This window comes from Pseudomonas sp. CP-1, from assembly GCF_021213715.1.
GTDB classification, from domain to species: domain Bacteria; phylum Pseudomonadota; class Gammaproteobacteria; order Pseudomonadales; family Pseudomonadaceae; genus Pseudomonas; species Pseudomonas aeruginosa.
In genome coordinates this window covers 343,127-366,078 of sequence record NZ_JAJQKY010000005.1, presented here as the reverse complement: position 1 = coordinate 366,078, position 22,952 = coordinate 343,127, and the positions used below count along the sequence as shown (strand labels likewise).

The window sequence follows — 22,952 nt, the reverse complement described above, 5'->3', positions numbered from 1 at the left end:
CAGCCCCCATGAAAAAGGCCGGTCACAACCGGCCTTTTTCATGGGGTTCGACAGCGCGGATCAGTCAGGATCGGCGCCCAGCACCACGCCGCCACGCTCCTGGAAGAACAGGCGCTTCAGCTCGAGGCCAGGATCGTCGGCCCGCATGAACGCCTCGCCAACCAGGAAGGCGTAGACCTCGCTGACTTCCATCAGCTCCACGTCGGCCCGGTTGAGAATACCGCTCTCGGTGACCACCAGGCGGTCGCGGGGAATTTCCGGCAACAGGTCGAGGGTGGTTTCCAGGCTCACCTCGAAGGTGTGCAGGTTGCGGTTGTTGATGCCCACCAACGGCGTGTCCAGGGTCTTCAGTGCACGTTCCAGCTCGGTGCCGTCATGCACTTCGACCAGTACGTCGAGACCGACCGACTTGGCAGTCGCCGCCAGTTCGGCCATCAGCACGTCGTCCAGCGCCGAGACGATCAGCAGGATGCAGTCGGCACCGATCGCCCGCGCCTCGACGATCTGGTACGGATCGATCATGAAGTCCTTGCGGATCACCGGCAGCGCACAGGCGGCCCGCGCTTCCTTCAGATAGGCATCGGCGCCCTGGAAGAAGTCCACGTCGGTGAGCACCGACAGGCACGCCGCGCCACCCGCCTCGTAGCTGCGGGCGATCTCCGCCGGGACGAAGTGTTCGCGCAGCACGCCCTTGCTCGGCGATGCCTTCTTGATCTCGGCGATCACTGCCGGCTCCTTGCGCTTGGCCCGCTCCAGCAGGGCATTGGCGAAGCCGCGCGGCGCATCGGCGCTACGCGCCAGCCGCTCGACCTCGGCCAGGTTGACGCGCGCTCGGCGCTCGGCGACCTCCTCGGCCTTGCGGGCGAGGATCTTCTGCAGAACCGTCGGCACACTCACTGTGCGTTCTCCTCTCTGTAAACGGCGGTGAAGGCCACCAGTTCGTCCATCTTCTCCCGTGCCAGCCCGGTGTGCAGGGCATCGTGGGCCAGTTGAATGCCCTCGTGCAGGCTGGTCGCCAGATCGGCAGCGTACAGTGCCGGGCCGGCATTCATCACGATCAGCTCGGCGGCCTTCTGCCCGGCCTCGGTCTTACGCCGCCCCAAAGCGTCGCGGATCAGTTCCAGCGAGGCCTGCGGACTGTCGACCTCCAGCCCCATCAGGGTCTGGCTCTTGATCCCGAAGTCCTCGGGACGCACTTCGTACTCGCGTACCTCGCCGTCCTTCAACTCGGCAATGTGGGTCGCCGCGGCCAGACTGAACTCGTCCAGCCCGTCGCGCGAATGCACCACCAGCACATGCTCGCTGCCGAGACGCTTGAGCACTTCAGCCAGCGGCTTGCACAGTTCCTGGGTGAACACCCCGACCACCTGGTGCCTGACTCCCGCCGGGTTGGTCAGTGGGCCAAGCATGTTGAACAGAGTCCGCAAGCCCAGTTCGCGGCGCGGACCGGCGGCGTACTTCATCGCCTTGTGGTGGACCTGGGCGAACATGAACCCGACGCCGACGGTGTCGATGCAACGCGCCACCTGTTCGGAGGTCAGTTCCAGGTAGATGCCGGCGGCTTCCAGCAAGTCGGCGCTGCCGCTCTTGCCGGAGACCGCGCGGTTACCGTGTTTGGCGACCTTGCCGCCAGCGGCGGCGACCACGAAGGACGCCGCCGAGGATACGTTGAAGATGTTCGCGCCATCGCCGCCGGTGCCGACCACGTCGACCACATGCTTCAGCGTAGGCAACTGCACACCGTCGGCCAGTTCGCGCATCACCGCCACCGCGCCGACGATCTCGTCGATGGTTTCGCTCTTCATCCGCATGCCCATCAGGAAGGCGCCGATCTGCGCGTCGGTGCACTGCCCGGTCATGATCTGGCGCATGACCGCCTGCATTTCCTCGGTGGTCAGGTCGAGCTGGTTGACGATGCGATTGAGGGCTCCCTTGATATCCATCTCAGTTGCCCTCCCCACGCACGCCGCCCTGCTGGCGGAGGAAGTTGGCCAGCAACTCGTGGCCCTGCTCGGTGAGGATGGACTCGGGATGGAACTGCACGCCCTCGACATTCAGGGTCTTGTGGCGTACGCCCATGATCTCGTCGAGCGATCCATCGGCATGTTGGGTCCAGGCGGTGATCTCCAGGCACTCCGGCAGGCTCTCTCGCTGCACCACCAGCGAGTGGTAGCGCGTCACCGTCAGGGGATTGGCCAGGCCGGCGAACACGCCGAGGTCCTTGTGGTGGATCGGGCTGGTCTTGCCGTGCATCACCTGCCGCGCCCGCACTACTTCGCCGCCGAAGGCCTGGCCGATGCTCTGGTGGCCAAGGCAGACACCGAGCAATGGCAGCTTGCCGGCGAAGCGCTCGATCACGGCCAGCGAGACGCCGGCCTCGTTGGGGGTGCAGGGACCGGGGGAAAGGACGATGCGCTCGGGCGCCAGGGCCTCGATCTGTTCCACGCTCAGTTCGTCGTTGCGCACCACCTTGACCTCGGCCTTGAGCTCGCCGAAGTACTGCACCAGGTTGTAGGTGAAGGAGTCGTAGTTATCGATCATCAGCAGCATGCTGGCTGTAACCTCTTGATTTCATTCTTATGCGAATCGCATCACCCGGCTTTCGCCACACCCGGTTCCCGGCGCGCTCGCGCAGGTAAGGGAGAGTGGATCGTCGGCATTATGCCTGTGGAAAACGGGGGACGCAGGGAGACGGACCGGCCAGGCCGGCGAAGAAGAAGTCAGGCGCGCCAGCGCCAACGGGCGAATGCCTTGATGAGGGAGGTGATGATGCTGCTGAGGTGGATCACGATAGCGGTCTCACGGAGCCATGTTGGGGAACATAGCCCAGTGGGGAGGATGGGTGCAACAGCGGGATGTCGGAAGAAAGAGGCTTAAGAAGCGGAAATTGTTTACCAAGCAGAGGCCCGACAGTAGCGATCTAAAATGGCGAAGCCTACACGAGGCAGGCTTGCGTCCATCAGCCAGGTCAGATGCGCGGGAGCGGATATCTAGCCTTGATCTCTTCGACCTTGGCAAGCCAGGCGCTGTAATCCGTCTCCACACCTGCACGGATCGAATCGAACTCCACTTCCGTTTTGATCGGATCGCTTTCCAAACGGTAGGCCTCGGCACGTCTGGCCAACACAGCATCATATTCTTGCTGAACCCGCTCTCTGGAAACCTGATCCGGTGTTTTCATCATTTTCCAATCGATCACTTGGGCAACTCCACGGTTCCGTCTTCAACGATATGGATGGGGACAGGGAATTTGGCAGCTTCGCTGTAGCTCCCCCGGATGGGAAACACCAATGTCAGGCATATCTCTCCGCCTGCCCTGGTAACCCTCCCGGAAAAAGGCCCCTCATGGATGGCAGAGGCTGGCAGATATCCCCCCTCCGGTAACTGCGAGAAGTCGTACATGACACCCGAGACGGCTATCGAATCTCCGGAAACCATGACATCCATATCAGTCGAGTCCTCGGGCAGGACTACAACCGGACTGAGTTCGATACGCATCAGTACCACCTCCCCACAGCCATCACCGTAATGGTGTCGTTAGCCCCCAGTGCCTGCGCCGTCGCGAAAGAAACAGAGCTGCTACCGTTGAGATAGGCTCCACGAACCCCCTGCCCTGCAGTGGCAGGCCATCCGCTGGAGGGAATCCAATTGCAGGTCACCCCGGTATTGAAGCCCGTAACGAAGGCAGCTGGTAGCTGTATCACGTTAGCTCCAAACGAAAGGCCCGGTTCGGATCTTGCCGCTGCCATCTGGGTACCATCCGCAAAGCGAACGTACCAGCCGTTGGAAGTTGTCCCGCTCTCCATCACAGCCCCGGTGGGCTTACCCGTAACAAGTCGCCTCGTTACGGTCCCCACGATATTGTCTGTCGTATAAAACCTGACCCATTCCTTCCAGGTTCCATTGGTACAGCTCCTGTACCAAACCTCTGGGAGGTTGGTATTTCTCACGAAGAACAGCTGATAGCGGGTACTGGCGTCGAATACCATCGACAGAGCGACATGGCCGTTCACACCGCTGATATTGTTGTTTCCGAGAGGCACGTTGTAAGTATTGGGGGTTATCGAGAACCATCCGCTTTCGTTCACCGTGTCCATATCCAGGGCCATGGGGGCTTGGGTCTTGGAAACACCTCCCAAAAACCCCAATGCATTGCCTACGGTAGAGGCTCCATTGATAGCACGGCCAACTTCGGTGATCCCCATGTCAGCCTGCGCCTGCGAACCGGTAGACGCTATCGCCCAAGGCTTCACTGCCGCCAGGAGGGAACCCCATTGATTGCTGAGGTCACGGAACTGATCCGCCAGTGTCTTCGAGTACCCCTGCACCGGGGTGATCGAATATGCCTGCCCGTTGGCGGTAGCTCCTTGATATGCGGGCTTGATGGTCAACACGGTGGCGCTGGTGACGTTGCCGATCTCGTACCAACGGCCATCCGGCCCTCTGAAGGCATCGCCGGCGCGCGCATTGGCGCTGAAGGCGGTGCCGCTGCCGGTCACCGTGTCCGAATTGAGGACGACGGAAACCGTGCCTGTGGAATACCAAGGCATGACGTTCTCCAGATAATGAAAAACCCGCAGTCGGCGGGCTTGATAGGGTTAGTTCGGAACCACAGGGCTGACGCCCAGGCGAGCCTGGAGTTCGGCTATTCAGGCATCGGGTATCGTGACTTGATCTCTTCCACCTTGGCGATCCAGGCGCCATAGTCCGGCTCGACGCCGGCCTTGATCGCATCGAACTCGGCTTCGGTCTTGAGCGGATCGCTTTCTTCCCGATAGGCCAGAAGGCGCTTGGCCTGAGCACTGGCCAAGGCCTGATCGCGCACATCTGCCGCGGCCTTTGCAGGGCTGACGTACTTATCCCATTGGATGTTCATAGCTGAACGCTACCTCGACTTTTCCATCCTGGTCGACCGGAATTGACTCGACCTCCCTGGGAAACTGCATCATCACTTCAGAGGTCACCTGGTGGATGTAGTGCAGGTACAGGCGGTCGCCGTCCACGAAGCGAATATCAATGAATGGCGTACCATGGTATGCCTCCGGAGGCAGGTACCCGCCAGGCTGCATTCTTCCGAAATCGTATTCGACGCCATCCAGGATAAACACCGACCCTCGCACCTGGACATCGCTGAGACGTTCCCTGTCAGGCGTGATGCCCTGCTGCAACAAAGGTTTCAACAACAGCTTCATCAATTCCACCTCCCCATGGCGACATAGCTGGCGGCCATCCCGCTGGCCACGCTGGCGGTGTCGTAGCCGTACCAGGAAAACAGCGTTTCGGTGACCGACATCGTCGAACCCCAGGGACGGGAAGCGTTGTTTCCTGCTGCTCTCATCGGGTTGACCATGACAGACGGAGGCCGGGAGAACGAGACCGGGAACCCCCACGAATAAGCAACCGGAGTGATATAGAACGACAACGTACCAGCCGGCTGGTAGGCCATGGTGGCTCCCACATTGGTAGTGGTGTTGCCCCAGCAGATCTGGGTTCCGTCGGCGTAGCGTACATACTCGTTGAAACCGACAGTCCCGCCGCGCTGGATGATGGCGCCGGATGGATTGTTCGATGCATCGAAGCTCGCCAGTCCGACAAGGTTGAACTGGCTGTACTGCAACACCCAGCGCGACCAGTTACCCCCGGCCTTGATCCGCATGTACTGGCCAGTGGCGGAATTCAACTGGTACCACTGCTGGACGGCGAAGTCCGGGTTGCCGTGCTGCATATGCAAGACATAACCCTGGGCATTGTTCACCGGCGAAGGCACCGCCGTGCCATGAGCGTATAGCCCCGAGACGGTCAGCAAATCGAGGTCCGCCGTATTCATCGCGTTGCCAGCCCAGCCCATCTGATTGGGCGCGACGCCCCCCAGGTAACTCAAGGCGTTGGCCGGCGTCGAGGCATTGTTCAGGGCCCGACCAACAGCCGAGATTCCCATGTCGGCCTGCGCCTGCTGGCCCGTCGAGGACACCGCCCAGGGTTTGATCCCTGCCAGGGTGGCTCCCCACTGGTTGTTGATATCGCGGAATTGGTCTGCCAAGTTTTTTGAATAACCATGTACTGGGACAACCGCATAAACTTGGCCGCTAGCGGTCGCGCCCTGATAATTGGGCTTGATAGAAATAACCGTTGCACTGGTCACATTGGTGATTTCGTACCACCGGCCGTCAGGGCCACGGAACGCATCGCCGGTTCGCACATTGGCGATAAAATCAGTAGCGCTTCCTAACACCGCTTCGGAATTCAGCGTGACGGAAACCGAACCTTTCGAATGCCAAGCCATAGCATTATCTCCCAAAAATCAACTCAAGCCTTTATTATTGGAATTGAAGGCATAGCATAATAAACAGCAGCTGGAATTCCAGGATAAGAACTTGGAAGCCCGGTATATGCATGCTGCATAAGCCTTGGCACTCCCTCCTCAGTGAAACCCCAGCGTATATAAATAATTGCGTTGGCCGTGCCACCAGATACCGCCACTCTGCCAAATTCCACGTCAAGCGCCATGCCTACTGCAATGTAGCTATCGGCAGGCTGCCCCCATGTCGCTGGGCGATATATGTCTATGCGGCCAGCTCCTATAATCGGTTCCCCAGATACCCTAACCCAATCTTCTGGCGCCCCGCCCAGTTCCGCACTAAAAACCAAGGGAAGTCTTAGAGAATCGAAAACGACACTTCCCGCCGAGTTTCGAACACGAAGCCCATATCCTCTCAGCAAAGGCAATGCATAGGCATAGACTCGAACTCTTACGGAGCCGGATGTATGTGCTCCATACCCCGAAAAACTCAGACTGGCGCCTGTCCAGTTTCCTGGCCCGCCTCGATACTGTACTGAGTCGAAGTAAAGAAATTTATTCTTCCAAGCTTGAACTGCTAGAACAGGAGGTGCAGCTGAGGTAACCGCATATGGAAAATCCAGTGAGAACCACTGACTTGTCTCGACTTCAATATTTCTTTCCAACAGAAGAGAAAGATTATGAAACTCTCCATCTATTACAGTCTGCCCCAGGCCATTCCTTACCAAGACCCCATACTCACTCATACCTTGGCCACCACATATAAGGTTCCAGAAGTGTGAAATAGTGAGGGCCACCAATCCTCGTAGCCCCATTGAACAACGCCATCACCCATTCGGGCCCAGACCGGACGCTTATTGTACTGATCACCAATCACATAGACTGAAGCATTGTTCGGGCCAAAGCCGGGCGTGGCAGCTTCTCCTTTCGAAACTGCATCGACCCGCCTGGAATATACAACCCGCAACGCCCTGTCAGTTATATCGACAGCGACATCCCCATTCTCTCGATAGATACGTAACCCATAGATACTCATGACTGTAGAAGCCCCATCTCAACTCTGACTTGGCCTGCACTGTCTCGCACTGTATAAGTACCTGATTTATCCAGCCTCCATATCGGCATACCATTATTTGATATTGCATTTGACTGAATGACATTTCCAATTTTCGCGTTATCTATCGCTCCGTCCTGAATCAGGGCGCTCTTGATAAACATCTGCCCGTTAACTATTGAAACCGGCGCTACCGTTGCCCCACTCGAACTGTCGAACCAGATAAACCGATCCGCCTGAAACGCCATGGTTGACACACTGGTCCCACTGTCGAACCCCAGCTGCCACCCCGCCGCATACTTTTGTCCGTTGGCATGCGCCTGGAGCTTCACGCTGTACATCGCCTTGACGTTGCCATCCAGCGAGGTGACCGCCTGGGAGGTGGTCTGGATCGCCGCGCTGTTGGTGTCGGTACGCGCCTGCACGGTGTCGATCCGCTGTGCGAGGGCGCTGTCGGCGTTAGCGCGGGCGGTCTGTTCGCTCTGTAGGCTGGCGGCGGTGCCACCGATCGAGGCCGAGAGCTGGTCCAGACGTTGCGCGGTGGCCTGGCGATCGCTGGTCGCGACCCGTTCCACCGTGGCGATTCGCCCTTCGGCATCGGCGGTGCGCGCCTCCAGTAGCGTCGTGCGAGTGGCCTGGGCCTCGTTTTCGGTGGCCCGTACGGTTTCCTCCTGGGCTGCCCGGGCAACGGTCTTCCAGCCGCGCAGGGCATCGGCCATGGCGCCATTGCCGTCATCCGCGTCGTCACGGGTCGCCGCCTGCAGTACGCCAAGGCGCGATGCCTGGGCGGTAAGGCTGCCGTCGAGTTCGCTGATTTCAGTGGTATGGCTCGCCACCTGCTGCGCCAGCCCGTTGGCGGTTTCCAGCGACTGGCCGATATCGGACCAGTAGGCCGCGTTCGGCGGCGCCGTCTTCGCCGGCACAGCCTTCAGTGCCTGGTACAACCGCTGCCCCTGTCGCACCATGTCGTTCTTCGCGTAGACCTTGGCCGGGTCGTACAGCAGAACGTCGGCGAGGTCGCCGACCTGCTTCTGCAAGCCCCCGATATCCACCTGCATCCGTTCGATATCGGAGAAGAACTGCTGGCCCAGCGCCGACTCGACGTACTCCTGGGTGATCAACTGGTTGTATTCGCTGGCGTCGCTGGAGCTGGTGCCGGTGACCCAGTTCGACCAGGCGCCGACGTTGCCGCTACGGTCGATCAAGCGACCGCGGAACGCCAGCCGTTCGCCGGCCGGTATCGGCGATACCAGGTGGGTATTGCCTGGGTAGGCGAACAGGCCCAGCGCCCGTGCGGTCTCCTCGCTGCCGCCGGGCGTGGCGGACTGCTGGATCTCGGTGTAGGCGGTGTCCGCTGCGCCGCTGGCCGGGAACCCCCACTCCAGGCCGATGCGCCAGGGGCCGGCCACGCAGCGCAGGTAGGCCAGCGCCGGCGGCGGCGTGGTCTTGCCCTCAAGAGCGGTCTCCACACTGCTGGCGTAGACCGAGCCGACCTCCATCACGTTCAAGGCGCGTACCCGCACCAGATAGCGACCGGCATAGATGCCCGGCACGTCGAAACCGAGCGCCGAGGTTCGCGGCACCCGCACCCAGTTGCCCGAGTCCTTGCGCCATTCGGCCTCGTAGGCCACCGCGTTCGGCGCGGCATCCCAGGAGGCCGACAGGCTGGTCACCGCCAACCCCTGGTCGACCTTGGTGAAAGCCTTGATCCGCACGTTCTGCGGCGGCGCCTGCACGCCCGGCGGAATGCTGGTGACCGGCGGCAGCTCGATGCGCGCACCGTTGTCGATGGCGTCGAACTTGCTCGCGTTGTGTTGCAGCGCGGTGATCTCGAAAAGATTGTCCTCCGGCCGGGTGATGCTCATGATGCGGAAGCGCTGGGTGGTCAGGCTGTTGCTCTGCAGCGCCCACTGCCCCTGGGGCCGAGGCGTCTCCGAATAGGCGGCGGTCACGGTCAGCACGCGGCCTACCACCGACTGGACGCTGCGCGCCTCGGCCTTGCCGTTCGGCAGGTTGACCAGCAGGCGATCGCCGGGTCGGGCCTCGACGTCGCGGTCGAGGGTCAGCGCGCGGCCATCCACCGCGCTCAGGCGTCCGCCGATCTGCTTGCCGGACTTGACCGGGTCGGCTACGGCGATGATCTTCCCCGGCGCCAGCCCACGGCCATCCATGCCGGTGCGGAAGGTCACCGCGTCCTGCTCCAGCTCCTCGGTCAGCAGCGCCCACTGGCCACGCCGCTGCGCCTCGCCCTCGGAGGTGCAGCCGATCGCGGTGATCTCCAACTGGCTGATGCCGTAGCGGCGCTGCGCGCGATCATTGTTCACCGCTACCGGCTGGCTCTGGTAGCCGTTGCCCGGATTGTCGTAGTTGACCAGGGCCAGGGTGTGGCGATCGCGCTGGCGGCTGCTGCTGTAGTTGAAGTGGCTGCCGTCGTCGCCACGCACGGTGTTCGACGGCGAGAAGGTGTAGGCCTCGTCCTCCGGCATGTCGGAGACCGCCACCATTTCCGCGCCGGACCAGTAGGACATGCCGCGGAAGATCGCTGCCAGGTCGCGCAGCACTGTCCAGGCTTCGGCGCGACTCTGCAGGTACAGGTTGCAGCTGAAGCGCGGCTCCTGGCCGCCCTTGCCGTCGGGCACCGACTGGTCGCAGTACTGGGCGATGCGGTACAGCGACCACTTGTCGACCATGCTCGCGTCGATCCGCCGACCGAGGCCGAAGCGCTTGTGCAACACGATGTCGTACCAGTGCCAGGCCGGGTTGCTGGTCCAGGCCGACTTGAACGAGCCGTCCCAGGTGCCGCTGTAGCTACGGGTCTGCGGATCGTAGTTGCTCGGCACCCGCACCCGCCGGCCGCGCGCTTCCACCGATATCTGCGGAATGCTCTGGAACTGGCTGGCATCGAACTCGACGAACAGCAGCGCGGTGTTCGGATAGCGCAGCTTGGCGTCGATCACCTCGGTGATCGCCTCCACCCGCATGGTGTCGGCGACGCGGTTGTTGTTCTGGTTCGGCGTCAGGCGGCGCACGCGCACCTGCCAGCCGCTCCGCGCCTCCGGCAGGTCGACACGGTGGGAGCGCTCGTAGCGGCTGGTGGACTTGTCGTCCAGCGAAGCCTTCAGCGCTTCCTGCCAGGCACCGCCGTCGACGGCGATGTCGATCGCGTAGTCGATGCGGTAGCCGACCACGTCACCGTTTTCCTGCTGGCGCTGGATGGCCGGCCAGGACAGGCGCAGGCGCACCGCCGAGAGCTGGGTGTTGTTCACCGCGCGGACCCAGGGCGCGTCACTCTTGAGTTCGACGCCGACCGCCAGTTCGTTTTCCACGGCGGGCACACCGGCAATGTGTTCCTGGTCCACCGAGCCCGGACGGAACTCCCAGGTCACTCCGGGGAAGTTCACCGAGCCGTCCGCCGCCAGCAGCGGCGTATCGTCCAGGTAGATCGAACGGCCGTCGACGCCACCGTCGAACTCGCCTTCGCCCAGTGCCAGGAGAATCTTCGCCCGCGCGATCGAGCGCACCGAGTCCGGCATCTCCACCGGCTGGCGCGGCTTCTTGCTGCCACCCTTGTGGCCCGTGATGGTCTTGTTCATGACGTTCCTTCAGGCAAAAAAACGCCCGCGCATGGCGGGCCTGTTACGGCGTTGCCGGCTACAGCCGGTCCTCGGCATAGATGCCGGCGCTGATCACCGCGCCGCCGATGCGGCGCTTGCCGTAGAGCACGCCGACCGGATGGCCCTGGGCGATGGTGTTGACCGGGCCGCCGAAGGCATAGCTGGGGGCGTTCTCGGGGGCCTCGCGGCCCTTCAGGCCCTTGGGTTGGGGGCTGAGCATCTGCATGACGCCGCCCGCCAACATGCTGACTCCAACGGTTACCAGGAACGAACTGGTTCCACCGGAGAAGAACGTCGTGAATCCACCCACGACAATCAAGGCAGCCCCCAGAATCGTCTGGAAAAGCCCCGCCTGCTTGCTCCCGATCACCAACGGCACGATGCGGATATCCTCTCGTCCGCGCATGTCCAGTTGCTCGCCGGACAGGTTGGTACGCCCACGGAACACGGCGAAGGTCAGCCCTTTCGATTCCGCCTCGCGCATGAACGTCTCGAATCCCTCCATGGTGTGCTTCAGGGCGCTCATCGCCTCGCGTACCGTGCCGCTTTCCAACAACCGACCGTGCATGCGGCCGAAGCGCTTGCCCAGAACCCCGTACAGACGGATGGTGGTGAGGCCCTGACTCAGGGTGTCACTCATGGACCTGTTCCTCTCGTGAAGAGCCGATTCCGACGGCTCGCTTGAATATGTCGTTCACTGCGGCATCCGCGTGTGCCGCAAGACCAGGCGCGTGCGTTCGATCCAGGGTCCGCCGAACACGTCTCGGGTCGACAGCCGTCCGTACAGGTGGTGCAGCAGGAACGGTCCGTCGCCGCCGAGCGCCTGGACCGGCTCGCTGTCCAGACGCCAGTCATTGCCCAGGTAGATGCCCGCGTGGTTAGGGTGCAGCGCCCTCCCGACCTGCATCACCAGCATGTCGCCGCGGCGGATTCCGGCCAGCGGCACCGGCCGGAATCCAGCCGCCGCATAGTGCTGCTCGTAGAGGCTCTCGCCGGTTTCCCACCAACCGTCGCGGCGCGGATAGTCCGGAAGCTCCAGACCTGCCTCGCGGCGGTACCAGTCGCGACAGAGGCTCCAGCAGTCGAGCACGCCGTGGGCGAACTCGCGGCCGAGCAGCGGCGCCCGATAGCCCTCCGGCGCTAGATGCGCGACATCGCCTTCCGGCCAGGACAGGATCACCCAGGGCAGACCATGCAGTTCGCAACTGACCCGATCGGCCATGCTCGGCGTGGCCGGAACGTCCGGGTGGCTGTGGACGATGGCCAGGACCTCGCCCTGGTCCTCGGCAGCGCACCAGTCCTGGTGATCGATCACGAAGTGCTCGCTGGGCGATCCGGCTGCGTTGCGACAGGCCACGTAGCGGCGTTGACGCGCACCGCGAACGATCAGCCCGCAGCATTCGCGCGGATGCTCGCGGGCGGCGTGTGCGGCGATGGCCCGCTGCAGGCTGCGGCTCAGTTCCATGCTCACATCCTGACCAGGCCGGCGCCGGCGAAGCCGCCGTGGGACAGCGGGTTGTCCGCGCCGAAGCGCAGCTTGCAATCGCTGACCCGGCCGCCGCAGCGGTCCAGCGCCGGATCGTCCACCGGATTGCCGTCGGCATCGAACATCGCCGTGCCGGTGTAGTTGCAGTCCTGCCCGCGGTACTCGTTGGTGATGCACCAGTGGCACAGCGAGGTGATCTGGCGCGCCGGGATCTGCTGGCCCTGGAAGTCCGGCGGAGCGGACAGCTCCCAGGTCACCTGGACGCTGTTCTCGGCGGTCTTCTGCTCGAGGAACCAGATGTTCAGGCGCTCCTGGGAGGGGTCGGCCTGCGGGTTGCCTTCGGCGAAGTTGGCCGCATCCAGGTAGTGCGCATAGGTCTCGCGCACGGTCAGGCGCGCGCCTACCAGGCCATCGAAGAACAGGCAGAGCGCGCTGATGCTGCCGTCGATGTTGCCCACGCTAAGGGTCGGCGAACTGGCCCGGCCGTCGCCGCGCTGCTCGAAGCCGCGCGCCTCCAGCGGCCAAGCTTGGTAGGCGTTGCCCTGCCAGTGGATCGGCCCCTGCTGCAGGTGGCCGTGGAAGCGCAGCATCTCGCCGCCGAACCCGGTGCAATCCAGGTCGAACAGGCGCACCAGCGCCCCAGGCTCGAGGGCCTGGTCATCGGCTGTGATGGTCATGCTTACCTCACGGATTGAAGACTTGCTGGAAGGTAGTGTTCAGGGTGAACACGCCGTTGCCGCGCGGCCGCAATTGCCAGCCCTGGGCGCGCACCCGTACCGGTTCGCCAGTGGGCAAGGTCCAGAGGAACGAGCGGTAGCCGCCGTGGCGCTTGAGGAAATCGCGGATCGGGCCGATCAGCGCGAGATCGCCGGTACGCGAAACCTGCCAGGTCTCGCTGAGGTTGTTCAGCCCGTCACCGAGCGCCTGGCTGTAGCCGCCGCCGTACTGCACCTGGCGTACCAGTTGGTTCGCCTGGCCGGCGGAATCGATCGAGATGTCCCAGGTAAAGCGTTCCAGATCAGCCATTCACCATCCTCCATACCAGGCCGCCGGGGCGCAGCTCCTGCGCCACCACGTTGCGCGCGGCATCGTTGATCATTCCCGCCAGCTGCTGTCCCGTACCGTCGTCGCCGCTGGCCGTCGCCGCGCCCTCGCGGCCGCCGCCCAGGCTAACGCTGGTGGAGAAATTGAAGACGTTGCCCCCCTCGCCGCCGCCGAGCGCGCGCACGCCGAGCACGCCATCGGAACCGCGACTCAGCGGCATGATGGCTTCCGGCCCACGCTCGCCGATCAGCGCCGGACGACCGCCGGCCATGCTGAACAGCGCCGGCGCGCTCTGGATGCCATCGTTGAAGGCACCGCCCCTGGCGAACCCAGGCATGCCTCCGGCGCGTTGCTTGCTGACCCAATTGGCCATGTCCGAGCCGGTATAGTCGGAAATCCGCGAGCCCGCCGTTGCGCCGCTACCGAAGAACCCGCTGACCGCACCGACGATGCCGCCAATGATCTGCAGCGTCGCCTGCCGCGCGGCGATCCGCGCCATATCCTGGATCACCGAGTCGGCGAAATCCTTGAACGACAGCTTGCCCGTGGTGGCAAAGGTGAACAGGGCGTTCTCCATATTGGTGAAAGCGTTGGTAAACAGCATGTCCATCATTCCCGAGACGTCCTGCGCCTGGTCGCGCAGGCTCGCCCAGGAGGCGTCCATCTGTTCGACCCAACTGCCCACCGGCTTGCCAGCGCTCGCCGAAGCCCCTCCAGCCGATACCTTGGAACCGTCCCCGGTCTGCCCGGAAGCAGTGGCCACCATCGCGCCGACATCCATCGCCGCTGCCGGCATTGGCGCGGTACCCTGGGCCGCGGGAGAGCCCGCAGCCGCTTGTCCCGCAGCTGCGCGGGCCTTTTCCAGTAGCGAGGTATAGGGCTTCTGGCTGGCCAGTTGCGCCTCGGTGATGCCGGCCTTGCCATTCATCCAGCCGAACAATCCGTCCAGGGCGAGCATTGAAAGCTGCCGCGCGGCGATCCGGGCGACATCGTCGATCACCGTCTTGGCGAAGTTGCTCAAGGACAGCTTTCCGGTAGTGGCGAAATTGAACAGCGACTTCTCGAGCTTCTCCGACGCATTCCTGAACAGCTCGTCGGTCATCCCGGAGATATCCTGCAGCGGCGCGCGGTAGGCGCCCCAGACACTGTTCATCTGCAACAGCCACTGCTTGAAGACCTGCGACTGGAGCGACGGCTGTTCCTTCTCGTCGTCGCCGGCCTTCGCCTGTCCCTTGCCCGCCTTGTCGTCGACCTTGGGCTTCTCGGTACCAACGCTGGCGACCCAGCCAAACAGCCCGTCCAGCAGCATCAGCGTCATCTGCCGCGAGGCGAGGCGCGCGGCATCGGCGTAGGCGGCCTTGCCCACGTTGGCAAGCGACAGCTTGCCGGTCTCGCTGAGATTGAGCAGCGCCTTGTCGAGCTTGTCGGAAGAGTTCTTCAGTAGTGCTTCGTTGAGCTTGGACAGATCCTGGAGTGGTTCGCGATAGCTCTTCCAGGCTTCGCCCAGTTCCTTCTGCCGGGTCTTCCACTCGGCCAGTACCTTGTCCTGGGCGCTCTGCACAGGCTTCTTGGCCTGACCCGCCTGGCGACTGGTCCTGCCCAGCATGTCCAGCGCCTGGTCCAGCACGCTGCTGGCAATCAGTGCCGAACTGTCCAGGCTTTTGCCGATAGCCTTGCCAGCTTTTTCCGCGCGCGCCTCCATGGCACGCATTTTCTGATCGTTGATCCTGCCAACCTTGTCCATCCCGGCCCTGTACCCTTCGCTGCGAAGGACCAGGTCGAGCGTCAGGCTGCCGTCGGTATTCGTGGCCATGATTCATGTCTTCCAGAAAAAGACCCCGCCGCAGCGGGGTGGCCTGTCATGCCCATTGATCCATCGCCTGATGCAGCGAAAGGGGCTGGAGAGCCATATGCGGACGGAACGCGTCGGGATCGGCGTCCGCTCCCAGCGCATGCCCGAGCAACGCAGCGATCCGAGCCAGCGCAAGCTCCAGCCGGTGTCCCGGATGGAGCGAGCCGCGCTTGTTCAGGTAGGCGACCCAGGCGCGGTACTCGGCGTAGCTGAGCCGCTCCTTGGCCTCGGCAATGGTCGACCCGCCGACGCCGTTCAGCACCAGCTCGTGCCAAACCTCGTCGGCGGGGGTCAGTTTTTTTCCGCGTCCTCGACCCGGTTGACCTCACCGACCGCCTGCAGCAGCAGGAAGCCCAGCGCCGGGTCGAGGTCGTAGGCCTGTTCGTAGGTCAGGCTTTCCTCTCCCGTCTCGCCCAGGCGAATGCATTCGGCGAGGTAGCGCGCGTTGCGGCTCTGCTGGTCGCCTTCGGCGGAGAACAGGCGCTCCACCGCGCCAAAACTGTTGCGTCGGACGAACACCTGGAAGGTGTCGCTGACCGCCTTCTTCCTGCCGGCGGGAACGCGGGTCCAGCTAATCTCCTTGCGCACCAGCGCCGACTCGATGAAACCGCCCGCCGCACGAAGTTCGTTGAGATTCATCTACGCGCTCCTCAAGCCGACTTCGGCGTCCACTTGCCGGCGCCGGAACGCTGGATGGTGGCCTGGGTAGCGACCAGCGTGTTGCTGGCGAAATCGAAGGGGAAGTCGCTGACGTAGCCTTCGAAGGTGAACCAGGTGCGCGCCGGCGGCAACACGAAATCGTCGCCTTCGGTGCTGACGGTCGGCTTTACGTCGATTCCGTCGGACCAGCCGATGGCCCACTTGACGCTCGTCTCGCCATCTTTCTCGGACAGCTGGAACAACCGAACGTGACTGGCCAGGCGTGGATCGGCGTTGATGCCGAGGGTCGCCTGGCCAGGGGTGCGCAGGCCTTTCTTGTACTTGCGCGAAGTGTCGCTCAGGCACGGGTCTTCGATCTGGTCGGCCGGATTGCCGCCCGGGTTGAACGAGGTCACGCCTTCGATCTCCAGGACGGTAGCGGCACCGGTACCGGATACCGGCGGAACCAGGGCGTAGATCTGGGTACCTTGAGTCAGGATGGACATGGAAAACTCTCCTTTATGCACATGAAAAGACCCGCACCAGGCGGGTCGTCTGGCCCCGTCCCCAGGACGGTCGGCCGTGGCGCGGTACGCGGTCGGCGAGGAGCCTCCACGTCCCGAGCCGTTGTCGGATGCAAACGAAAAAGCCCGGCACACGGGCCGGGCTCTGAGGTTGCAGGTGGCATCCCTGGGGGGACACACCTGTACAAGCATGACTACGTTGTACCGGCCGATTCCTGGCTCGACAACGCTGCGGAATCAATACACGGCAATATGCGCCGGACACACGTCCATCGACGTCCATATGCGCCCAGTGTCTCAGCGGCAGGCACGCAACGCCGCCTGCAATTCGAGTTCGTAGCCCTGCCGCTGGCGGCGCTCGGCGAGCAATGCGCGAACCTTGGCCTGCAGCGAATCGCCAGCCTGCAACGTGGCGCTGGCCCAGCTCGGCGGGCGCACGTCAGGTACACGGCAAGGCACTGCCAGGGGAACCTCGACGCGCACGGGGCGAGGTGTCGTCGGCGAGGCTGCGCAGCCCGCGAAAAGCAGACAAAGCCCCAGCAGGAGACGAGTCATAGTCCCAGCTCCCGGTCGATCGCCGCACCTGCCGCCTGGCAGTCCGCGCCAATGTCGGGTTCCTGGAGCAGACGCACGGCCGCGGCATACTGCTCCGCGGCCTGCGCCCTGGCCTCGCCGAGTGCCTGCTCGGCGTCCTTCGCGCGCCTCTCGGCGCTCGCCCGTACCGCCGCCAGCGCTCGCTGCTGCTCATCGAGCAAAGCCTCGAGCTGGCCGCTGGCGACACGGCTGGCAGTGAGTTGGCCCAGGGCCTCCTCCAGTTGCGGACGATAGTGGCGGGCAACCAGGCCGCCGCCGAGCAAGGCGCCGGCCAGCAGGACCAGCAACACGGCCGGCAGGAGCAGAGCGAGCCGGCTCATGACAGCACCACCCTGGCCCGCTGCCACAACGCCAGGCGCTCCGCCTGGCCATTCAGGCCGCCGTTGATGCGGCGGGTGATGGCAGCGAACTCGCCGCGGTCGGCCAGCTCGTTGAGCCCGTGACCGGCCCACCACCAGGCGGCGCTGCGGGCCGCCGGCACGGGCTGCTCCAGGCGCCAGGGCTCGGCTTCCAGCGGCTCGCCGAGGGCCTCGCCGACCAACCGGTAGTTGGCACGCCCGGTGATCTGTAGCAAGCCACGCCCACGGAAGCGCCAGCCATCGCCGGACGCTTCGTCGCCATTGCCGTTGCGCGTGGCGTAGGTGTTGTCGGCAATCGCCTGCGGATTGCGCGCCAGCCGCAAGGCCAACGCGTTGGGCTGCCCGTCGGGGCCGAGATAGCGGCTCGGCCAGGTCGCCGCCAAGCCTTGGGCGCTGTAATTGAGGTTCTCCACCAGCCGGGTCAACTGGCTGCTTTCGTGGCCGACCTGGGCGAGAAACGCGGCACGCCGCGCCGGTGTGTCGATCTCCCTCTCGTCCATGGCCCGTTGCAACGCCGCAACGAAAACGCCCGCGACGAGGCGGGCGTTGGGAAAAATGCGCAGCAATTGCTGCTCGGTCAGTTTCATCGATCCTCCTGCACTCCGATGGGGTTCAGGCGTCACCCCTTGCCGCCTCGGCCGCCGTTGCATTGCACGACAGTGGTCCATCCGCTGGAGCTGTAGGTGTGCTCCACCGAGTCGATCAGGAACTCGCCGTCGATTCCCGCCTTGAAGCCTTGGAGCAGCAGGCTGCGCTCGGCGAACAGGTCGCCACGCCCTGGCAGTTCCAGGCGCACACTGGCGCTGGAGCGGCTGAAGCTCGCCAGGCGAGCCTTCGCCGCCTGCTCGGCCTCTCCACGGCTGGCATAGAGATGCCGGTCGACATGCTCGCCCATAGCCGTAGCCGGTGCCTTCGGGTTCTTCAACTCGACGCTCTTGACCTCGCCGCTGCCGGGCAATTGGTAGCGGGTCTTCACCGCTCTCATCAGGCTGCGGTCGTCGACGGTAACGTCGAAGCTACCGACGTCAGCACGGCCCAACACCAAAGGTTCGATCCGACGCCCCGTGGCGCTCTGCCCGCTCTGTCGCGGCAGCACCATGAGCATGCCCTCGGCCAGCTTGGCGGTGCAGTCGTACTGGCGCGCCAGACGGGTGACGAAGTGGTAGTCGGACTCATTGACCTGGTCGACCCGGGCGATCGCCACCTGCAACGGACACTCCACGCGCCAGCCGTTGCGTGCGCCAACATCGCGGCAGACCTGAGCCAGGGTAGTGCCCTCCCAACCGCCGCTGCGTATCGTCTTGCCACTGCCGCGCATGTCGCCGGCCTTGGCAGTGACGGTCAGGCAGTCCGGCGGACCAGCCCACTGCAGGGTGTCCACGGTAAAGCGCCCCATGCGCATCAGTGGCTCGCCGGCATAGCCGAGATGAACCTCCAGCACCGCACCGCGCCTGGGTACGGCCACCTGTCCATCGCGATCGTCGAGCCTCAAGGTCAGGCTGTCGGACTCCATGCCCGGCTTGTCCAGCAAGGTCAGCTTGAGCAGGCGGTCATTCAGCCGCTGGGTGACGTCGGTGCCGTCGGCAACGATACGGAAACTCGGTTGCACCTGATCTCTCCAGAAAAGAAAAACCCCGCCAAGGCGGGGTTGCGGTTGAGCGGTCGATCAATCCCACAGGCGCACCTGTTCGACATTGACCACCGGCATGTCAGGGAAACTGATCAGCAAGCCGGCGCGGAATGGCTGCTGCTCATCGGCCAGCCCGGGATTGGCGTCGAGGGTCGCCTCGACGCAGCCCAACAGATGGCCATAGACGTGGTAGCAGAGGCTGTCCAGCATGTCGCCGTCAGCGGTTCGGCAGGTCGTCGCCATAGCGCTTGAACTCCAGGTCGAAGGTTTGTTTGCGGGGAGCGCCGTTGCCCAGCAGGGCGCTCTGGTTCTCGCTGATCCGCACCAGACACCAGAGGCCCATCTGCACCTCGCCGTAGCCGCTGCTCAGGATCAGCGGCTCACGCCGCTCCGCCAACCGGCGCAGCGCTTCGAGCTGCTCCAGACCGACAACCTTTTCCTGGTTGCCTACCTGTCGACGCAGCGGGAATACCGCACCCTTGAGCAGGATGCTCTCCTCGCCCATGCCGACGCTCTGCAGTGCCGGCCGCCGGCCCAGGCGCACCTGCTCGCTCCAGTTGTAGGCACTGTTGCGCTGCAGGGCGTCGAAGGCGGCAGTATTCAGGTTGAAGTAGAACGGTTGGGCATTGGCGGTCAGCGGCTGCAATACCAGCAGGTGCGGCAAGGGCGCTGCGGCCTCGCTCGGGGGCGTCGCCGAGGGTGCCAGCAGCCACGACGGCAGCACCCCCGCCAGCGTCGGACTGATGTCGCCAGCGACCTTGCCGACCGCCTGCGCGGCACTGTTCACCTGGACCTTCAGCGCATCCAGGCGTTCGTCGATACCAAGCAACGCCCGGCTCGCCCGGTCATAGGTGGAGACCACGCGGTTCACCTTGCCCTGCGCCTGGCCGATGCCGCGCATGGCACGCTGCAGCCGGGCAGCCATTTCCGGCGATACGCCGGGCAGGTTCTCCAGCTCCGCGGCTGCGCCGCGGATCTCGCTGATCGCGCCGTTCACCGGAGCGACCACCTTGTCCAGACTCTTGCGTCCGGACTCGCCGGCGCGACCCAGGTACCTCAGGCCGGCCTGCAATTGTTCCAGATATGCCATGGGGACTCCTTAGACCATCGCCGGATCGTAGAGGCTGCGCCGCTGCCGCTCGTCGGCGAAGTCGACAAGCATGCGTTGCAGGTAGGGCAGCAACTCGTCGGCCAGGCGCTGCGGCTCGTGTACGTTGCCTTGCACCGTCAGGTTGATCTGCGGCGCGAAGGTCCAGTTGGGCGCAGCCGCGACGGGCTCGGCCTGTGGTGCGGGCACCGCCGGCTTGTTGTCCGAGGCCGCCGGCGGATCGCCAGCCAGACTGCGCCCCAGGCGCCCCCCCAGTTCGCTACCGCCCCAGGCGCCGATAGCGCCGCCAACCAATCCACCGATCAGCGTACCGACCACCGGCACCACCGAGCCGATGCTCGCTCCCAGAGCGGCGCCAGCCAGGGAACCAGCCAGGGAGCCACCTGCCTCGCCATAGGCAACGGTCTTTTCGCTCTCCGACAGGTCGCTGGAGTAGACCTCAGCAACATCGATCAACGACGAGGCCACTTGCAGCGGCGCGTTGCGTATGGGCAAACGCGACAGGCGCGGCAGCTTTCCTGCCATCGCCCCCAAGCCTCCTCCAGCCGAGAAGCCAAGGGATGGAAGGGAGCGGGCCTTCACCCCACCGCCCTTGCCTCTCTTCCTGCGTGGTGTTTGACCGCGCTTTCGTTGTGCTGGCCTCCTCGCGGACTCCAGCGTAGAGTCGCCTCCCGGCACCGGCCAGTTGGTAACGAACACGCGCTGTATTTCGCTACCACCCGATACCCGGCCTGCACCCCGTTCGATCAGGTCGCCGACGGCAGCGGTCCCTCGCCGACCGAGCCGACCGCCACGCAACACGTCGATAGCGCCGCGCCCTCCCTTGTAGGCGAGATACCCGGATAACACCGCACCTGCGGCGGCGGTAAGACCGGCCGTCGTCCGCGGATAGGCTTCGAGCAGTTCCGCAGTCGACTCGCCGAGTACCGCGCTCCCCTTGGCCAGGTTGTCCAGATATGGATTCAGGGCGCTGCCCAAAGCGGTCTGCGCCCTCTCCCAACTGTCGCTGGAAGCCTTCCACAGCTCCTGGGACATCCCCTCGCGACGCCGCGCATCGCGCTCCGAAGAGCCTACGGAAGACTGCTGGGATTCGAGCAAGCCCTGGAACTCGCCGCGCGACGCTCGATAGGCTTCAAGCGCCGGCGACGCCTCACCGGCGCTGAGCTTGCCGCCCTTATCCCGATAGCGCGCAGCCAGCTCCAGGTTGGCCTCCAGCAGACTCGCTCCGTCCTTGCGCAGCGCTTCCAGGTCCCGGTCGTAGTCCTGGCCATAAGCGCGTTTCAAGCTGCCGCTGCCGACGAACTCCAGCCAGGCCTTCATCCGCACGTCCGCTTTGTCCGGCGTGGTGTTCTTTGCCTGAATCTCCAGCAAGGCACCCAGTGCACCGACATCGCCGGCCGTGGCCTCTCCCGCATTGCCCAGCGCTGACAACAAGGCAGGCAGGCGACGCGCCAGGGCCTCACTGCCGACTCTGCCTTTACCCAGGACGACCAGGCGGTCGAGGGAGGCGGACAATTGCTCTGGCGAGTCCGAACCCTGGGCCAGTTGCAACGCTCGAACCAGCCCCGCAGCCTCGGCTGAAGCAATCCCTTGGCCAAAGCCGAAGCGACCCGCCAGTCCCAGATTCATTTGCGCGGCGGCGAACCCCATGCCGGTGGCGTTCAAGTGCTCCAGCATGTCCAGCGTCGCCGTGCGTCCCAGGCCGCTCTGGCTGGCACTGTCCTGGATCAGGGATGCCAAGGCTGGCTCCCGGCCGGCGTCCAGGCCGTTGCGGATCGCCAGGTCGCGCAACCGCGCTTGATAACCGGCAGCCGTCTTGCTGGCTTCCACGACCAGTCCGGAAAATGCGCTAGCCAATGGCATTGCCTGGCTGGCCTGCTCCAGCCGTTGCAGGCCGCGGACCTGCATATCCAGGCCACGCTGCATCTCGCCCAGTCGAGCGTAGGCATCGCCCGCGGCCCTGGCCTCGATGCCGAGTCGCTTCAGTTGCTCCTGGCGTTCGCCAAGCTGCCGGGCATGCTCAGCAACGCCGCGATCCCCGACCTTGCGCATATCGGCGAGCTCTCGCTCCAGGCGTATGGCGTCTCCCAGCACATCCCTCAGGCTGGACGCCTGGCGGGCACGTTCCTGGAGACTGTCGAGCCGTGCCTTGACGGTCTCGAATGCCTTGCCCAAGGAGGGGTCGGCGATGCCGCCGATGGAGACCACCAGGTCCATGTCTTTACTCATGACGGTTCGTCTCGTCTGTTATCGATGTCCGCCTCCGCGGACCTACTGAAGTAGCGCGGGCGCCGCTCGCCTGGCGGACGGCGCCGTCGCTCACTCCTCGCCCTCGGCGAGCCACCAGAGCAGGTCGCCCAGGGTCATGCGCTCCAGTTCGCTGGCCTGGAAGCCCAGCTCAATGGCCAGGCGCCTCGCCAGTTGACGCATACGCGAAGGTGTCGTCCGTGTCGTCTTGCACCAGGCGAAAGTAGGCGCCTTGCAGCCGCTGGTAGTCGCTCAGCTTCAGCCCCTCCAGGTCCTGGCGGCTGACCTGCGCCAGCGAGGCGAACAGTTGCAGTTCGCGCTCCTCGGCATCGTCGCCGGCCACCTTGCCGGCCAGGCGGATATCACGCACGGTGGGTGCACGCAGGGTCAGCGTGTCGACGCTGACCCCGTTGCACTGTGCCGGACGCGAGAGACGAACGAGGGCGGCGTCAGCATCCAGCGTCAGCCAGCCCGGCAGTCGATTCTCTTGGGTCATGTCCGGA

The 22,952-nt window shown here is 64.2% G+C and carries 27 protein-coding genes; all 27 read right to left on the bottom strand.

Annotation, left to right across the window (positions count from 1 at the left end):
- Positions 1–60: 60 nt before the first annotated feature.
- Positions 61–897 (bottom strand): indole-3-glycerol phosphate synthase TrpC, encoded by an 837-nt coding sequence (gene trpC / locus LT948_RS13535; RefSeq protein ID WP_003085205.1) that lies wholly within the window; start codon positions 895–897, stop codon positions 61–63.
- Entirely contained in the window at positions 894–1,943 is a 1,050-nt protein-coding gene (gene trpD / locus LT948_RS13530) for an anthranilate phosphoribosyltransferase (RefSeq protein WP_003085203.1), read from the bottom strand. The genes trpC and trpD overlap by 4 nt, the downstream gene beginning before the upstream one ends.
- 1 nt (position 1,944) lies before the next feature.
- Positions 1,945–2,550, bottom strand: coding sequence for an aminodeoxychorismate/anthranilate synthase component II (locus LT948_RS13525; protein WP_023092374.1), 606 nt, complete (start codon positions 2,548–2,550; stop codon positions 1,945–1,947).
- Between the two features lie 418 nt (positions 2,551–2,968).
- On the bottom strand, positions 2,969–3,199 hold the full coding sequence (locus LT948_RS13520) for a hypothetical protein (RefSeq protein ID WP_003113176.1): 231 nt from the start codon (positions 3,197–3,199) through the stop codon (positions 2,969–2,971).
- The gene (locus LT948_RS13515; RefSeq protein WP_003113177.1) at positions 3,196–3,498 is read right to left on the bottom strand and encodes a hypothetical protein; all 303 of its coding nucleotides are present in this window, start codon (positions 3,496–3,498) and stop codon (positions 3,196–3,198) included. The genes LT948_RS13520 and LT948_RS13515 overlap by 4 nt, the downstream gene beginning before the upstream one ends.
- The gene (locus tag LT948_RS13510; protein ID WP_009315200.1) at positions 3,498–4,550 is read right to left on the bottom strand and encodes a pyocin knob domain-containing protein; all 1,053 of its coding nucleotides are present in this window, start codon (positions 4,548–4,550) and stop codon (positions 3,498–3,500) included. The genes LT948_RS13515 and LT948_RS13510 overlap by 1 nt, the downstream gene beginning before the upstream one ends.
- 95 nt (positions 4,551–4,645) lie before the next feature.
- The gene (locus LT948_RS13505; RefSeq protein WP_003118928.1) at positions 4,646–4,876 is read right to left on the bottom strand and encodes a hypothetical protein; all 231 of its coding nucleotides are present in this window, start codon (positions 4,874–4,876) and stop codon (positions 4,646–4,648) included.
- Entirely contained in the window at positions 4,857–5,192 is a 336-nt protein-coding gene (locus LT948_RS13500) for a hypothetical protein (protein ID WP_023085656.1), read from the bottom strand. The genes LT948_RS13505 and LT948_RS13500 overlap by 20 nt, the downstream gene beginning before the upstream one ends.
- Positions 5,192–6,283, bottom strand: a complete 1,092-nt coding sequence (locus LT948_RS13495) for a pyocin knob domain-containing protein (protein ID WP_009315198.1) — start codon at positions 6,281–6,283, stop codon at positions 5,192–5,194. Before LT948_RS13495 ends, LT948_RS13500 begins: the two co-directional genes overlap by 1 nt.
- 23 nt (positions 6,284–6,306) lie before the next feature.
- On the bottom strand, positions 6,307–7,044 hold the full coding sequence (locus LT948_RS13490; RefSeq protein WP_009315197.1) for a hypothetical protein: 738 nt from the start codon (positions 7,042–7,044) through the stop codon (positions 6,307–6,309).
- 286 nt (positions 7,045–7,330) lie between these two features.
- Positions 7,331–10,945 (bottom strand): phage tail protein, encoded by a 3,615-nt coding sequence (locus tag LT948_RS13485; protein ID WP_023092373.1) that lies wholly within the window; start codon positions 10,943–10,945, stop codon positions 7,331–7,333.
- A 58-nt stretch (positions 10,946–11,003) separates the two neighbouring features.
- Positions 11,004–11,606, bottom strand: a complete 603-nt coding sequence (locus tag LT948_RS13480; RefSeq protein ID WP_003117974.1) for a tail assembly protein — start codon at positions 11,604–11,606, stop codon at positions 11,004–11,006.
- A gap of 54 nt (positions 11,607–11,660) precedes the next feature.
- Positions 11,661–12,431 (bottom strand): C40 family peptidase, encoded by a 771-nt coding sequence (locus LT948_RS13475; RefSeq protein ID WP_003129219.1) that lies wholly within the window; start codon positions 12,429–12,431, stop codon positions 11,661–11,663.
- A 2-nt stretch (positions 12,432–12,433) separates the two neighbouring features.
- On the bottom strand, positions 12,434–13,129 hold the full coding sequence (locus LT948_RS13470) for a phage minor tail protein L (protein ID WP_003118922.1): 696 nt from the start codon (positions 13,127–13,129) through the stop codon (positions 12,434–12,436).
- 7 nt (positions 13,130–13,136) lie between these two features.
- Positions 13,137–13,478 (bottom strand): phage tail protein, encoded by a 342-nt coding sequence (locus LT948_RS13465; protein WP_003113186.1) that lies wholly within the window; start codon positions 13,476–13,478, stop codon positions 13,137–13,139.
- Positions 13,471–15,309, bottom strand: coding sequence for a phage tail tape measure protein (locus LT948_RS13460; RefSeq protein ID WP_023092372.1), 1,839 nt, complete (start codon positions 15,307–15,309; stop codon positions 13,471–13,473). The genes LT948_RS13465 and LT948_RS13460 overlap by 8 nt, the downstream gene beginning before the upstream one ends.
- A gap of 46 nt (positions 15,310–15,355) precedes the next feature.
- Positions 15,356–15,610, bottom strand: coding sequence for a hypothetical protein (locus tag LT948_RS13455; RefSeq protein WP_003113188.1), 255 nt, complete (start codon positions 15,608–15,610; stop codon positions 15,356–15,358).
- 29 nt (positions 15,611–15,639) lie between these two features.
- A complete protein-coding gene (locus LT948_RS13450) occupies positions 15,640–15,987 on the bottom strand; it encodes a phage tail assembly chaperone family protein, TAC (RefSeq protein WP_004352265.1) in 348 nt (115 codons plus the stop codon).
- An 11-nt stretch (positions 15,988–15,998) separates the two neighbouring features.
- A complete protein-coding gene (locus LT948_RS13445; RefSeq protein WP_003113190.1) occupies positions 15,999–16,493 on the bottom strand; it encodes a phage tail tube protein in 495 nt (164 codons plus the stop codon).
- 315 nt (positions 16,494–16,808) lie between these two features.
- A complete protein-coding gene (locus LT948_RS13440) occupies positions 16,809–17,066 on the bottom strand; it encodes a hypothetical protein (RefSeq protein WP_003137395.1) in 258 nt (85 codons plus the stop codon).
- Positions 17,063–17,425: a hypothetical protein gene (locus LT948_RS13435; protein WP_023092371.1), complete on the bottom strand. Its 363-nt coding sequence runs from the start codon at positions 17,423–17,425 to the stop codon at positions 17,063–17,065. Before LT948_RS13435 ends, LT948_RS13440 begins: the two co-directional genes overlap by 4 nt.
- A complete protein-coding gene (locus tag LT948_RS13430) occupies positions 17,422–18,051 on the bottom strand; it encodes a glycoside hydrolase family 19 protein (protein WP_003117966.1) in 630 nt (209 codons plus the stop codon). Before LT948_RS13430 ends, LT948_RS13435 begins: the two co-directional genes overlap by 4 nt.
- Positions 18,052–18,083: 32 nt before the next feature.
- Positions 18,084–19,073: a phage late control D family protein gene (locus tag LT948_RS13425; protein WP_023092370.1), complete on the bottom strand. Its 990-nt coding sequence runs from the start codon at positions 19,071–19,073 to the stop codon at positions 18,084–18,086.
- Positions 19,074–19,130: 57 nt separating this feature from the next.
- Positions 19,131–19,337 carry a tail protein X gene (locus tag LT948_RS13420; protein ID WP_003101635.1) on the bottom strand — a complete coding sequence of 69 codons (207 nt, stop codon included), beginning with the start codon at positions 19,335–19,337 and terminating at the stop codon, positions 19,131–19,133.
- The gene (locus LT948_RS13415; protein ID WP_023092369.1) at positions 19,312–20,184 is read right to left on the bottom strand and encodes a phage tail protein; all 873 of its coding nucleotides are present in this window, start codon (positions 20,182–20,184) and stop codon (positions 19,312–19,314) included. The genes LT948_RS13420 and LT948_RS13415 overlap by 26 nt, the downstream gene beginning before the upstream one ends.
- Before the next feature lie 9 nt (positions 20,185–20,193).
- On the bottom strand, positions 20,194–22,431 hold the full coding sequence (locus tag LT948_RS13410) for a phage tail length determinator protein (RefSeq protein WP_023092368.1): 2,238 nt from the start codon (positions 22,429–22,431) through the stop codon (positions 20,194–20,196).
- Positions 22,432–22,600: 169 nt separating this feature from the next.
- Positions 22,601–22,945, bottom strand: coding sequence for a phage tail assembly protein (locus tag LT948_RS13405; RefSeq protein ID WP_003085178.1), 345 nt, complete (start codon positions 22,943–22,945; stop codon positions 22,601–22,603).
- Positions 22,946–22,952 lie beyond the last annotated feature (7 nt).